2 protein-coding genes (1 of these 2 running past the window's edge) are annotated in these 16,114 nt (G+C 51.2%); one reads left to right on the top strand and one right to left on the bottom strand.

Going from position 1 to position 16,114, the window contains the following annotated elements:
* Nucleotides 1-264 precede the first annotated feature (264 nt).
* On the top strand, nucleotides 265-822 hold the full coding sequence (locus Pan54_RS02340) for a hypothetical protein (RefSeq protein WP_146501967.1): 558 nt from the start codon (nucleotides 265-267) through the stop codon (nucleotides 820-822).
* Between the two features lie 40 nt (nucleotides 823-862).
* On the opposite strand, the gene Pan54_RS02335 is transcribed toward Pan54_RS02340, so the two are convergent.
* Nucleotides 863-16,114, bottom strand: the 3' portion of a protein-coding gene (locus Pan54_RS02335; protein WP_146501966.1) for a DUF4347 domain-containing protein. It continues 13,905 nt past the right edge of the window; 15,252 of the gene's 29,157 nt are visible here — the last part of the coding sequence; its start codon lies off the right edge, out of view; its stop codon occupies nucleotides 863-865.

The following is a 16,114-nucleotide window of genomic DNA, read 5'->3' as shown; positions in this document are numbered from 1 at the left end:
AACAGTTCCGTAAACTGCTGTAATCTGTTTATCGAAATTCAGAACCATACCTTCGCTAACGATATTCCATCTAACTCACATTTTCAGCAGATGCGGAAAAATCGTGAATACAATTTGCACGACTGTCGTAATGGATTTAATCGGTTTATTTTGCCTAAACCGAACTATGCTAACAACAATCAAATACAGAATTTATTTGAGGCCTGAATTGCTCTAAGTCGATCCAAAAATAATGAGTTTCATTTTATGGGATTGAGGGATATCATGGCTACAGCGAACCGTTCAAACGTATCCACTACTTATCGATACATTATTTTCGGGGCAATCGCTCTTGTTAGCAATATTGCACGATCCGATGAGCCAATAAATCGGCTAGATCTCAAGTTAGATTTAACCAAGCCATTGTCGGGAATATCGCTGGATACATCGAGTAGAAATCTGGCTGTTCCTGAGGATCGTTACGAAGTTTATATCGAGCAGCGAATCGAATGCCCTCGTGAGATTTTTTGCACCTGCTATGAATGGAAAGCCTCGCGATTACGCCATCGTCCACTCTACTTTGAAGACGTGAGTCTAGAACGCTACGGCTGGGCTAATGGACCGGCTTTGCAGCCACTTGTATCGGGAATGCGGTTTTGTGTCGATGCGTTCACCCTTCCTTATCAGATGGGAATCGATCATCCTCAAGAGATGAAAACGACGTTAGGATATGCACGCCCCGGAAGTCCGGTTGGTCCAGTCCGCAAGCGATTACCGTGGAGCTGGAAAGGGGCGACGTATCAAACTGCCGCGATGATTGGCGGAGCCGCATTGTTTCATTGATGCCCATTGTTCTGTCCTGAAAAGTTTATCGAACCATCAATCAGCTGTACCGTCGCAAGGTCTGCTCTGTTTTCTTATTTTTGCGATGCCAGGCGAGTTGTCCCAAAGCCGCAAGCCCACTGCCACTTCGTAAGAATTCCGAGTCGGCTGAGAGTAGAGTGGCGCTAGATGTTGATTTCTCTCGATTCTCATTGACCGATCTCGTTGAGACATCTTCGATGGTAGTCGAAGTTTCTGTCGCCAGAGGTTTATCAATCGCCTTGAAAGAATCGATGCCGATGACTTGCTTCAATGTCTCCGCGACATCAAATCCAAGAGCTGAGTCGAGTCTCGCGGTGAAGGCGACCGACTCTGAGTTTTGAAGTTCTGGCAACAAGTTAAATTGACTGGTCGATTCATCTTCAATAGATCGCTCAACTTCTGGGTTTGATTGTGCCTCTTCATACATTTCCTGAAGAACCTCTTCGGCCTGACGAAGAATGTCCCGCATTTGATCTAGAAACTCTTCCGCATCTGGGTCAAGCGTGATTGACATCTCTTCCTCATGACCATCCCATTTCAATGACAGTTCATATTCACCCTTTTCGAATCCCTCCAGGAACTCAAGGAATTTTTCTTCGTCGATCGACCAGCGTTCTGAATCGCGATCCAATTGGAAACTACGGGCCAACTCATCGGTTTCATCAGCCACGACGACTGTCAGTTTGCGTGCCAAACCATCATTCAGCGGAGGCTCGTAAGGTGGAGTAAATTCCTTGAGATAATACGGCATTTCCTCCAAGGCTGGTTGTGACGTCGGTAGTAACTCATCACCTTCAGTGAGACGTCCCCATTCAAACTCAAGGAATGTGAGCGGGTTATCATTTGGTGGATTGGTATTTTGGATATCCAGTGAGAAAGGATCATCTGTCAGAGTAGGAGGTATGGGATCCGTGTCGAGCGTCGGATGATAGTACGTGAGTGGCAAGAATCCCCAGCTTTGATAAGTAATAGTTCGATGAGAACTCAGGAACAGCATTTCTCCGTCCCCACTGGCATTATGCGAAATCAACAAAGGGGTGCTCGTGGCAACGTCAATCCGCAACATATCCGGATCGGCCAGTGCTCCCGGATCTGGGTTACCACCATCAAGATTGAAGAACGTTCGGGTTGTTGGGAAGACATCCGCTTGATCTCGCAATCCATCAAACGACATATTCAATGTGTAAACTTCGAAGTAGTTAATCAGATCCTGTTCCAGCAAATCTCGATGATGATCAATCGTTGAGGAATCGAGTCGAACGAAATCATTCGCGTCGGGTGAAGTCAGCTGATAGTTCCAGGTCTCGATTAAATCCATGCCTGCGACACCTCGTTGATGCCCAATTTCTCCTCCCGAGATCTGATTTCCGACGTGGGTCAAATCGTTGAAGTTGAGTGTCGGAACTTCCTCGACGACAAATCCAGAACCTGAGTTATTGTTTGTCGTCACAAATCCAACAGTTGCAGTCGTGCCAATCGGTTCCAACCGAATTCCGTGGCTTGAGTTTTGAGAGAACTGACTGGAAAGCACTTCGATTTCATTAAGATTGAGTGCATTCAATCCGTCATCTCCAGAGAATTGAACGTCCGCCTCATTTACAGTTGCGGTATCTGTCCAAGATCCGCCGTCAAGCCTTACTCCGTCAGTTCCGGCATGCTGAACTGAGATTTTGGATAGGCCGAAAATGTCGGTCTCTGAATCATCGCCACCGAAAAGAACAATCCCTTCATTGCCAGTAAACTCAACGTCAATATTTTGTATGTTCACGACATCGGATCCACTCCCGGCATTGGCGGCGAACCCAGCGAATCCGGTTTCATCAATACTCACCTCAGTAGCTGAGATCTCATCATCGCCTGAGCCGGAATTAATCTGGATTCCGACGGTGTCGGTTTTTCTAAGTGTAACTTCCTGAAGCGATACCGAATCGATACCACCAGCCGATTCCACGATGATGCCTTCGTTGCCGGTTTGCGAAATATTCAATGTTTTCAGGGAAACGTTGTCAGTATTTTCTCCACCGTTCACAGCAATACCAGATTGTCCGGTTCGCGAAATGCTGACTTCCTCAACGGTGACTTCGTTGTTTCCGTCCTTGCTTTGAAACTCAATTCCATGTCCACCGATCTGGCTGAGGGTCAGGCTCGTAATCTCGACCTGATCCTGATCCGCTCCACCCTCAACTCGGAAACCGGTATCAATCGTATCTTCGATCGTAGAATTGAGAATTTCGACAAAGCTGTCTCCAGCGCCCGTTGAGATTGATACTCCGACCCCAGCGGTATCGGCAATTGCGATCTCTTCAAGCGAAGCCGTGTCGGCGTCACTGCCGGTATCAATTTTCAGACCATCCCCTGATGTATTTGTGATTTCGACACTTACAAGTGACAGGTCATCCTGGCCACTTCCCGTGTTAAAAGTGAATGTCTCACCACCGACAATTCTATTCCCATCGACTGTGTCATCACCACCATTCGTTCGGAAGACAAACGGCGTGTCGGATCCACCTGTTAAATCTTCGAGGATCAAGATGTCATTATCGCCACGAGTTGTCACGAGAACATTATTGGCTGTAATCGTTCCCCGGATTCTCATCGTTGCTCCGAGATCATTATCCTGATCGTTGTGATCGCCGCGAATGATGATGGCACCGGACGCTGTCATCTCGGAAGTGACGGCAAGTTCCACACCATCCCCGGCCAAGATTTTAATTTCACCGTTCGGAGTGAGAATCTGCCCGTTATCAAGAAGCTGGAATTGCTCAGTCGAGCCAACTGTGTCCGGCACTTCCAATTGCACATTTCCAAAGAACGATTGGACATCAAATACGCTCATTGCATCGTTAACTTCAGTTAGTATGATGTCTGAGTTGGTGACTGCATCAATTTTCCCATTGCCGAGCAGGTCGGTATTCCCGACGATTGTGACATCGTTCGTCGCGGAATCAGCAGGATTGATGCCCGTCAATGTAATGTCACCAACTGCTTCCACCAAGCCGATCGAATATGTGGCATCGATCGCGAGGGGGTCTCTGCCATCGGTCGTAAACTCTGGACCAGCCTGGGCTCCCGTATCAGGTCGGAAGAAGGCATTGAATTCAAACCGTCCATTGCGGAACTCAGAGCCAGATTGCCCTCGTTCGATGGGAGCATCCACTGATAATGCCCCTGGCAAGGAACCAACCGGTGTTTCTCGAACGGCTTCACGGAACAACAGGTCTGCATTATTACCTGCTGAGATGCTTTGCACATTCACAGTGAATACGTTCATGTTGGGGTCACGGAGAATTCCTGTCACATCCAGGAACAGGTCGGTTCCTGCGATCGCGTTCAACTCATGTCCCAGGCCATTACTTTCTACGAGCTCGATTTCAACCCGATCGTTCGTCGTGCCGACACTACCGACAACGGCTTCCAGATTGACCGCTTGGGAACGCATCACTCCGGCTCCTGTCGTCGTAATGTCTCCTTCCTCGTTGAAGATGGTTGTCAACCCCAGTGGATTATTAATTTCACCATTCAATATCACATCCGAGCCACTTAAATTCTGGATTTCAACGATCGATTGTGTGGTAGCTCCAGCGATTTCGAAATTGAACGCTTGATTTCCCGCTTCATCGATCTGATCGACGAAGATATCCATCGTCGGGATCGTCGCTCCAGCCAACAAATCAATATCGCGAATCTCGATATCTGAGTCTGAGTTATTGATCACACGCACACGACCATCAACCCGGCTCAGGAAGATCGTTGATTCCGTCCCAATAATTCGTGACTCCTGATGGACTTTGTCGGAATCATGCATGGTGCGGAAGTTGATTTCACCAGCAGAAGCCGTTGGGTCATAAGTTACTACAATCGGATCACCGGGATTCACAGGGGGCGTGGTTGTGATGCCATTGCTATACCGCACGCTGCCATCGGCATTGAGGACGACTTCCGGACTGGATGCCAAAATGACATCGCTGTCGAAGAAGATCGAGCGATCATTGTCCGTGAACAAATCGCGTTCTTGACTGGCTCGTCCAAGTGGGACTTCTTCATCAATACAACCGACGAACGGAATGCAGAAACTGATTGTGATCGTAGCGATCGAGGCTTCCGCACGCGTATCTCTTTCGACATCGTTGAAATTGGCAATCGTGTTTACATCCAGTTTCTGAGTCGTAATCAATGCTCCTGGATCTGCAAAAACTTCGGTGTCCGTTCTTTGTTCGTTTTTCGCGTCCGCTTCGGCGTTTCCTACACCTCGTGTTTTCGAATCCGCATTTGCCTTCGTCTTTACGCGATCCATGCTCGCATCGAGCATCACGGCCTGATAACCAGTGATATCGGCCGTCTCACCAATCCGCACGTCGGTCGTGTGAAAAAGGAGCGTATCCGCATCGGATTCGGTATTTCCTCCGACGCTCTTTGCATCGGAGTCGGCGATAACATCAACGTCAATCACTCCGCCCACGCCGTCCCGTTCCAGATCACGATCTCGATCCCGTCCCCCACCGCCAGCATCAATCACAACTTGGCTGGCGACGATTTTACCATTAACTTCTGTCCGAGTATTGGCTCGATCATTGCTTGTCCCCAAACTAAATCGTGAGTCCGTCCGAGCCGTTGCACCGAGTGCAGAGGCTTCCGATTCCGATTCGAGTTCGGCTCCCATATCTGATTGACTAATGATCTCGACGACCTCGCCGGTGATTTCACTTCCCTGCCCAACAAACACATCGGTCTCGAAGTCGACATTGCTCTGAGAGTCGGCTCCCGTACCAGTGAAGAATGTGGCACTCGCTTCCGCCAAAGAAAAGAGTTTCGTGGTTTGATCCATACCAGCAAACACGAGCACATCCGAACCAGCTGCAATGAGCACATCCTCTGCAATGCGGGTTTCAGTTTGGCCATTTGCATCAGTTGTGGCTTCCGCGCCGCCGATCCCGACCAATGAACCGACAACGTTATTGTTTGCTACTGCGGATGTACCAAATGTACTTAGTGATTGAATCTCGACATTTCCGCCAGCCGTGATCGTCGCGCCAGTGTTGATATGCGTCGAAACACCCGCATCCGCTTCTGCAGTTGCTTCCGTGTTATTGCTACCGAACAACAATGAACCGCTTGAACCTGTCGCAACTGCCGTCGCAACTCCATCTCCTGACGGAGCATTCAGCAGGCCCGCAGCTCCGGTTAAGCCGATGAGCTGTTGAGTACCGGGTGATGTCGCTGGTTCCAAATCGAAATACAAAGTCTGTCGTCCAACCCCTTTAGACTGCAGATCAACAACCGGACCACCTTCCGTTTCTGTTAATTGGATCGTCGTCGCGTCAATCACTTCGACAAAATAGGTCTGCCCTTCAACCAGTCCTGTGATACCCGTTCCCAAACCAGCGGAATAAATCAGTTCATTGCCCGACTCAAGCAAATGAGTCTCTTCAAAGCGAATCAGATTGTTGCTCGTATCAACTCCTTCAGCAGTAAATGCAGCACCGATTTGAATTGAATTCGGGTCGAACAAGGGATTCCCACCGGCATCCTGACCGGTTTGAATCCGAATTGCTTTGTATTGGCGAGGCAAGTTGGATTCAATCGTAACTTCAACTCGTTCCGGCGTTACGACTGTTTCATCAACAAACCGCTCAATCAATTTTGTTTCAAATCCGCCGTTGCCATCGTCGACACTCGCTTCCTCGAAGAATCTTAACTGGATGGTTTTGCCTTCATCAAACTGTCGGGAGGACAATTCCCAATTGCCATCGGCATCGAGCACTGTTCCGATATTCTGCTCAATTTCATCCCCATTATCATCGAGAATGGGGTCACCATTGGCATCTGTGTAGATGATGGGCTTACCGTCGTCATCACGATATACGATTGGTGTTCCGTTTGTCTCAAACGCTTGGACAAAGAACGTGGGTGTGAAGTTCGGGTCATCGGTCTTCGGTGTGAATTGATTGGTTCCGGACAGCGTTCCCTCATCGACAAAGACGGTTCCGGTCACTGATTCCAGACCATCGATACTTGGATTGCCACCGTTGTCGTAAGAGACGGTCACATCGCTTGAGAGTCTGTGAGGCTCTGAGAACGTGATCGTATCGTTGTTTCCGTCAACATTGGTTTGTCCATCAAAGCTCCCGTCGGTCTGTACGATCGGCTGATTCAGGATAGCATCGATATTGACAGATCCCCCCGCGTTGATGACGGCGTTTTCTCCCACAGTCGCATCAATGTCGGGCTGAAATGTTGTCACAGCGTCCACGCGTCCGATGTCGATCCCGCCGATACTTGTCCCTTCGGCACGTGAATCAGCGTCCACACTTCCGTTCGCAAGAACTTGCACAAATCCGGTGACGTTTACGGTCGCATTTTCGCCGATCATTGCGGAAAGGCTCGGCGTGGCGATCGCTTCGGATTGATCGTAATCACCATTTTGTCCATCGACTCGCAATAAGCTGACCGAGGCCGCATCGGTATCCGAGGTCGCTTGCTCGGTCGCGACCGCTTCAACTCGTAGTGATTGGGCCGTTGTGAGCATGACATCGTCACCGAATTCGGCGAGCGAAGAACCGGCCACGATCGCTTTGGCATCGCTACCACCGGCTCCGCTGATGTTATCCCCAGCGAGCACGCCAATCGTTAAGGCATCGGCTTCTGCAAACGCTTCATTCTCGGAAGCCGTTCCAATCGACACCCCAGCACCGGCAGTCAGCACAGATTCGCCGTTGATGGAAGCTACTAATTCAGCAGCTGCATTCGCATGAGCGATGGCCCCATTTCCCGTCAATAGTCCACCGCCGGACGCATCGGCTTTAGCAAAAACTCGGCTGGTGGGCATGTGGACTGACTGGACGGTAATTCCTCCACCCGATGTGACATCAGCCGAAGTGATGGTCGCACTCACGATCGGTGAGAAGCTGGACCTCGCTTCGGAGATTCCGAGTGCAGCTGAGCCGACAACAAAGCCGACCGATCTTGCATCCGCATCCCCGGTTGAGTCAGCGAGTACTTGCACATCACCTTGAGTATCGATGGTCACACCAGAATTGACGCGAGCTGATACTTCTCTGTGAGCGTTTGTTTTGGCAAGATTAACTTGACCTGCTCCGATGAATCCCCCGGCAGCGGCCAATGTCTCGGCATCGCTTTCCTGGTCAACTTTCGAGCTGACAGTCAAAGCTCCAGTTGTGATTACCGCATTGTCGTCGATGAACGCTTCCGTAATCCCGGAAACATTTGCGATTGCATTCATGCCTCCCAACGCGACCCCCGCGGCAACAGCCCCACCGCGAGCTTTGGCATCAACATTCACTTCCGACTCCGCTGCGATCGTCGTTTGATTGGTCGCATCGATTTGAGCCCCGCGTCCCAGCCGAGCAACTGTGTTACCGGAAACATCCAAGTCAGCAACTCCGAGAGTTCCAGAGGCAAAGCCCACAGAAACACCGATGACATTCCCAGTGAGATCGCGCTGGTCTTTCGCTTGAACGGTGACGTTGTTCACGGTGCCGGCTTGTCCGACTTCAACTCGATTTCCCAGGATCGCATTAACATCTCCGGCGCTGTTCAGATCGGTGATGCTGGCCCCTGCGGCCACTGTTCCTACGGAGACCTGCACAATCTCGGCATCGATTTGAGTCGTGCTCTGTGAAGTAATGTCAACACTGTCAGCTTGCTGAACTTGGGAATCGGAACGAATCGCTGCTGTGACGTCGTTGTCTTCATTGACAACTGCGACTGCTCCTCCCAGTGCGATACCTGTCGCTGCCTGTCCAGCAAAAGCGGTCGTATCAAGCTCTTGAGAACTGAAGGCGGTCACAGAAATAATTCCTGACGTCCCCGCTGACAAAGTACTGCCGGAGAGGACTTCTGCACGCACAGTGTGATCCAGATTGACAATCCCAATGCCAACCCCGAATGCTGCTCCAACTGCTGCAGAGACTCCCCCAGCAACTTGTTCAAATGCGATATCGTTATTCGCATGAACGCTCAAATCGCCACCGGCAACGAGCATGCTGTTCGATTGGACGATCGCAGATGTTCCGCTCGTCCCACTACCAGAGTTGACGACTTCTGTCATCTGCAGATTATCACGTAGACTGCTCAGAATGTCCGTTGTCTGAGAGACTAGTCCTGTGCTGACGGAATCGAGCCGATGCCCGGTCGCTGATGCAGTCGCTGAGTCAAAGTCGATTGCAATTCCTGCTAACGCGTTCGCTTCAGATTCAGCCAGTTGAATCTGCTGTGGGTTCTCGCTGTCGACGATGACATAGTAAGTCGTCCCGACCTCAAGACCAGCAAGTGGATCGTTATCCTGCTGATAAACGACTGCCTCTCCGGTGACAAAATCATGCCCGACCAAGTGGTGGCTGGAAGATGCTCGTGGCATTAAATCGAGAGCATTGCCGTTGACAGCGGCTTCAAGAGTTTCGGCCAATTGCAAAGTATTGGCGTCGAGAACGATGACACTGTAATCGCGTGCGGCTTCCAATCCGGTCAAATTTGCTGCAAACGAATTCAATGTCACTTCGTCCCCGGTTGCGAATCCATGGTTCGCGACCGTGATCGTTTCCGATGTGGAATTGACGGAATTTGATGGCAGCTCAAACTCGACAACATTATTCGCCTCAGTGACAACTACGGTAGCCGTACCACCAATAGAAATCGCATCGCCACTAGACGCTTCCGCTGCTGATGCTGCGAGTTGAATGGAGTTCGCATCGACGACGATCACAAAGTAACGTTGCCCGTTTTCCAAACCACTGAAGAGATTGCTCTCCTCCGTGAACTTCAGGTCATCGCCAGTATTATAGCCATGACCAGGAACGGTAATGATTGAACCGGAGACATCCGCTGGTGAAAATTCCACATCCTGGCTGAGCGGTGACAATGTCGCCGTGGCCGTTGGACTGACCAAGTCGACATTCACCTGCCCGTCGACGTTTGCTCCCTCAACGCTCATGGGAGCCAACAAGGTGAGTGGCAAAGAAACACCGTTAAGTGCATCGGTCAAGGTGGTCGCCAGCTGGATCGTATTTGCATCGACTGCAATGACGAAGAACGTCTGACCGTCACTCAGGTTGGAAAAGAGGCCATCGAGATCCGTCAGACGAACTTGATCACCCGTTTCAAATCCGTGAGCGGGAACATCAATTGTCCCTGCTCCTTCATCGATGCCATTGGTCTGGAAAGCAATCGGGCCATCGGCTGGGGATAACTGTCCGGCACTTGAGGTATTCACCAGGTTGATCGCTACACCGTTATTGGCATCTGCCAAAGTCTTCGCAAACTGAAAACGATTCTCGTCGATCGCAATCACAAACAATTCACTGTCTGCAAGGTGGTCTCCGAAGATGCGTTCGGCATTATTGATCGTCACTCGATCACCGGTTCGCAAGCCGTGTGTTGGAGCAGTGATCGTATCGGTATTTTCATCGAACTGATCTGATTCCAATTCAACAGCTGATGATGACGTTTGCGTGAGCTGGGCACTAATTTCGAGATCAATCGCTGCACCGCCATTTGTCTCTGACAATTGAATTCGATCGGCTCCGACAGTGATTACGAAATAGGTTGCCCCGTCTGTCAGTCCAGAAATCGCTCCATTTTCATCGGCTCGATAGATAAACTCGTCCCCATCGCTCAAGCCGTGCCCGGCTCCCAGCAAGATGGTGTCCGCAGCGGAATCGACCATGAGGGGATCGAAACTCGTACCTCCGAGATCAATCGTATTTTCTCCAGCGTTGACGTTCGATAACTGGAACTCGGTCCCTGAAACATTGCTATCCAGGAGCGACAATAGACTGAATGGGCCACTGTCGCTCAGGAATGTTGTAAATGACGCATCGATCGCTCCAAGTACGTCTTGACCCTCAAATGCCGAGAGTACGCTGTCCCCGGCTCCCAAAGAGCCGTCGGTATCGCTGTCGACGGTATAAGAATCATTCAGGTTCCCACCGATATTGTAGACCGAAAGAGAACCTGCCAGTGCGGCTCCTCCGGCTGCACTCGCACTAACGGTTGTCGTTCTCACTACCTGATTAGATTCCGCCGTAACGGAGATATCGTCACGAGCGGTGACCCGGGCATCGCGTCCAATTAATGCGGTCGTGTCATTTCTAAGGAAGCCAAGATCGATCGCGCCGGCAACACCCGCTCCGAGTCCCACTCCAAGAGAACCGACAATTGCCTGGGGATTCAACTCATTGTTGGCGTGGACGACAACCGCCTGATCGGCTGTAGCTCCTGTATTATTCTGATTGATTTGTGCCTGCTCACCAATCACAGCGAATGTATCTGAATCAATCACCATCAGATTCATTGAGCCAGCCAGCCCAGCCACCAGTCCCCCGCTTCCGGCAACCGTGACCATGAAGACATCTTCTGCAGAATCTGCAGTCACAACGACTCCGTTGACATTGTCCGTTCCCCCACTGCCATCGGAAACGACAATTTTATCTCCTGAATTCCCCAACCCGACAACATTGGCTTGATCGGCGATCTCCGCCGTGGTTTGCTTGGTGATCTGCACCATGCCAGTAGAACCATTCGCACCACCGCCAACAGCCAGACCGGCGGCTCCGGCAATCTGTTTCGTCTCTGATAGATCGGTGGCGGCGACCAGCACATCTCCGTTGGCAAAGACGGTTGAGCCGGAGGAAATAAGCGCTGAGGTCTGGTTATCAATCGTTATTCCGGAGGCAGACCCGGTTACTTGAACGCCAATGGCTGCACCTGCAGAAGCCGCAACTGATAAAATCTCCTGTCGAGAGTTCGCAACTACTGAAACATCATCGTTGGCAAAGACATCGGCTGCTCCGATGATTGCTTCGGTCGTCATCGACACGATATTCATATCAGCAGCAGGAGCTCCTCCAACCGAGGCAGTCACATTACCAACGGTGGCAACTCCCAGATTTTCAAATTGCTGGGCAGCCGCAACCAAAACTTCCTGATCTGCGCCCGGTGTTTCTGCAGACTGATTGATCATGGCTCCGTCATGAATCTCTGCCAGAGCAGTCGTATCCTGAACGGTAATTGTTCCAGCGATTCGAGTCCCCACAGGGGCGGCTCCACCACTAATCGACAGCGATTCGATCTGATCGGCATTGAAAGCCGTTACGACGACTCCCCGTACGACCTGAGTTTCCGCATCGACAGTTGATTGTTGGAAAAGATCAGTCAGTGAAACTTGACCGCCACCTGTCAGATTAACGTCCACATTCGCCAGATCTGGCAAATCTGCATCGACAGATAAAGATGCGAGACGGAAGCTGGTTTCGATTTCATCTGGCGTTAAGGTCGTTTCTTGATTGTTGTAGGCATCCGCTAGCGATTCAGCCAATTGCAACCGATTGTTGTTGATCTTGATCACAAAATAATCCTGATCAGCATCCAACCCGACCAGCTCGGCTCCGTTACTACTGAGGCGGATTTTGTCTCCCGTGATCAGCCCATGATCAGTGATCGAAATCGTATTTCCATTCAGGCTGTCGAATATAAATTCAACAGCAAGAGGCTCTGCTTGACCGGATCGGACCAATGTTCCCGACTGACCAGAAGCACTCACCGGGATCGCAATCGGTGCCGTTGCGGAAATCGGAACCAACCGAGCGACTGTGCCCGTAAAATCAGTTTCCAGCAAGTCAATCAACTGGTTCGAGGTCGCATCTCTGAGTTGGAACGAGTCGCCGTTTTTGTTGGCCACGAGATAGCGACCACCTGGTTCCAGTTCGCCCAGATCCTCTGCGATCCCGAGGGCAAAAAATTCGTCTCCGTTATTGAGCATATTGCCGAGCAGGGTGATAGTTTCGGTATCGCCGTCGATATCTGCCCCGCTGATCGCGATAGTCTCTTCCGAGGCAGGGGTCAACTGTAGATGGTCAGCATCGATCACGATGACAAAATAACGCTCGCCTTCGATCAGCCCCTCGATGGAATCTCCTGAATTCTGCAGCACAACTTGATCACCGGTCGCGAAGCCGTGATTGCTGATTTCCAGAACTGAATCGGGATTGCCGTTTGCACCAATTCCTGTGAACGGAATATCAACGACTTGATCGACCACTTCAGCGAATGGTTGCAAGGTAAAGATTGGCACAGACTCACCCAAGTCCACAGCCGCGCCACCCAGCGTTTCTGAAAGCTGGAGTGAATTAGCCGTAGCATTGATGACGAAGTAAGTCTGCCCATCGACAAGCCCACTCATTGTGGAGTTAACACCATTCAGACTGACTGCTGTTCCATCTGTCAAGCCGTGGCCTGTTAGCTGGATGCGATCCGTGTTTTCATCAATGCTGACCGCATTGAAGTTTTGTGGCGTCCCGATGACGAGCAGCGTCAACTCGTTAATTCTCAGATCAAGTGATTGTCCATCCACTGTTTCCGCCAGTTGGAACTGATCCGCTGTGGAATTGACAACAAAATAAGTCTGGCCGGAGTCGAGCCCGCCGAGAGTCAAATCGCTGGATCGGAACACAACTTCCGTCCCATCGACCAAACCATGTCCGGCGACATTGAACGTGTCTGCACTTGCATCGATCGCACGCAAGTCGGTTGCAATCGCTCCACCTGAAAAATCGAGCAAGAGAGGATTTGAGTCCAGATCCACGATCGAGCCGGCGGGAGTTTCTCTTAACTGAATTGTATCAGCATCGACAACGTTGACGAAGAATATTGCATCAGCAGGAACGCCCAATTCCTCGGCACCTGTCAGTTGGATTTCCTGCCCACTCGTCAAGCCATGATTAGTAAACGTGAGCGTATTGGCCGTTGGATCGATTTTTCCAGCCGAACTGGTCAGTACAGTCGCTTCCCGTATCGTCGCAGAATTCAATTCGAGATCGATCGCAATTCCAGCAGAGGCGTCGGCTGCCGTTTTCGCCAATTTTATTGTGTCATCGCTGGTGACAATCACAAACAGGCGTTGACCGTTTGCCAGCTCTGGTGCACCGTTGGCATCACGCCCAGCCAACAACAAGCCATCTCCGCGTAAAACAATCTCCTGCCCTGTAATTAAACCGTGGTCGTCAACCTGTAACTCGTCTGATCCTGCAAGAATATCATCGGCTCGGAAGTTGACTTCATTGGCACTCGGCAGCACACGTTCCAATCGCCCCGCAATCCCAGACAGCTCGATATCGATCGCTGTACCAGAGACCGCATCGACTTCCGTCAACGCCAGTTGAATCGTATTCTCATCCTTCGCGATGACAAAATATTGTGTGTTATTTTCAACGCCGGTCACAGCCGCTCCCAGGTTCCCCAGGAAAACGCGATCTCCGGTCACCAGTTGATGACGAGGGAGCGTGAATGTGTCACTTGCTGAATTGATGTTCGCCAGCGTGATGGGATTTACGACAGAAAAATCGTTTGAGGCAGGATCAGGATCACTGGCAAAACGATTGATTGTCCCGACTGGATCAGCCGAACCGAGATCGATTGCGATTCCGTTTTCCGCGTCTACTTCGCTGTTCGCTAATTTGAACGTGTCGGAATCGACCGGGATCACAAAGTACTGCCCACCAATGGTGAGGCCGGGAATGACACCACTGGAGGAGGAAAAGACAACCTCATCCCCCTGTTGAAAGCCGTGATCACTCAGCGTGATCGTATCTGCGCCGGGATCGACAACGCTCGAAGTGAAGTCTTTCACCACACCGGGGCTACCCACATTAGTGACAATCTGCTCGGCTCCGAATTCTCCCGTTTTGGCTAGAACACCATCACCAAGTCCCAATCCAGTCACGACGGCGTTTTCAGAGATCCAGGCGTTTGTCTCTTTGAGTACAGTAGTGAGGGCCGCCGTTGCCCCGGCATTGACGCCCAGCGATGCATTTGCGTTTCCCGCAAGCAGATCGAAATCGCTGATATTATCGGCAGTCACATGAACCGAATCTTGAGCTTCGACCCGTGCACGCTGATCGATAAGTGCTTCCGTCGTGTTGTCAATGGTATAACTTGAAGTCGCCGCACCGAGAGAGGCTCCGGCGCCTAAAGCAACGGAAGCCGATACGGATGTCAGTTCTTCCAAAGAATCTGCAGAGACAATAATATCATTGGCAGCTTCCACCAGGCTGTCCTGTCCGATCGACGCCTGAGTTGTCTTAATCAGGACAGCGGTATCAACTCCTGCTCCAACTCCGACCAAAGCTGCCGAAGCACCGACCGCCTGCGTAAGTAGACGAGATCGATCCGCGGCCGCAATCGTGACACTCTGACGAGAATCGGCTAGCCCAAGTGTGCCCACATTCAGGTTCACGTTGTCGCCAACGATCGCTTCAGTGGTTTCATTGAGTGTCGTGACTGTCGCAGAACCGGCTCCGGCGATCCCACCGGCAGCGACTCCACCAACAGCAATGCTGATGACATTCTCATCTGAATTTGCGATGACCGCCACGCCGCGAATAGCCCCCAACGCTCCATTCTCTCCAGGAACCAGCGATTCACCCTGCAGGCCTAAGCCAGTCGTTGTCACTCCGTCTGCAATTGCTGCTCGTGTTGTATTGTTGGTAATAACGAGTGCCTCGGAGAGACCGAACCCAGCGACACCTGCAGCACTGAATGCTCCGGCTGTGGAGTTGAACTGAATATTGTCATCAGCAACAACAACGACATTCCCCTCTGCAGTGACGACCGCTCCTCCACCAAGGAACGCCTCAGTCACATTCGTTGTCGATTGTTCGACAAACGATCCGCTGACTGCAAAGCCTGCAGCGATTGCTCCACCAACCGCAGCTCCAACCAGCTCCGTTTCGGAATTCGCTCGCACATCCACATGCTGACCTGCCGTCACGACAGCATCGTCGATAAACGCTCGTGTTGTCAGCACCGTATTATTGATCGAACTCGCTGCTCCGACTCCAGTTCCTAGTGCGCCCGTTGCCCCCCCAGTCGTACTGATCAAGCGGCTCTGCTCGTCGGCAACCACTTCTACGTTTCCGCCCGAGCCAATCGTCGCTGAGTCTGAGATGCTCGCTTCCACGGTATTGATCAGGGTGTTGATTCCGAATGCTCCCGCGACTCCCAGGCCTGATGAAATCGCAGCTCCAACCGAAGCAGCCGTCAATTCCGAGTCTCCCACAGCGTTCACGACAACGCCTTGATCCGCGGTCAAATTAACACCGGCAATCGTCGCTGAAATATCATTGGTGACCGTATTCACTGCAGCACTGGCTCCGCCTGCCAGACCGACGACCGCAATACCAACAGCCGCAGATCCGCCGACGGCATTCACGTTTGATTGATCAGCGGCAGTCAGATCAACGACACCAGCCGCATTGAT

This window comes from Rubinisphaera italica (assembly GCF_007859715.1).
Lineage (GTDB): Bacteria > Planctomycetota > Planctomycetia > Planctomycetales > Planctomycetaceae > Rubinisphaera > Rubinisphaera italica.
The sequence above is the reverse complement of the archived record's forward strand: the minus strand, read 5'-3'. Positions and strand labels throughout refer to the sequence as shown.

Excerpts from the sequence above, each read along its gene's own strand:
- Pan54_RS02340 (WP_146501967.1), top strand. The coding sequence starts at position 265 with ATGGCTACAGCGAACCGTTCAAACGTATCCACTACTTATCGATACATT.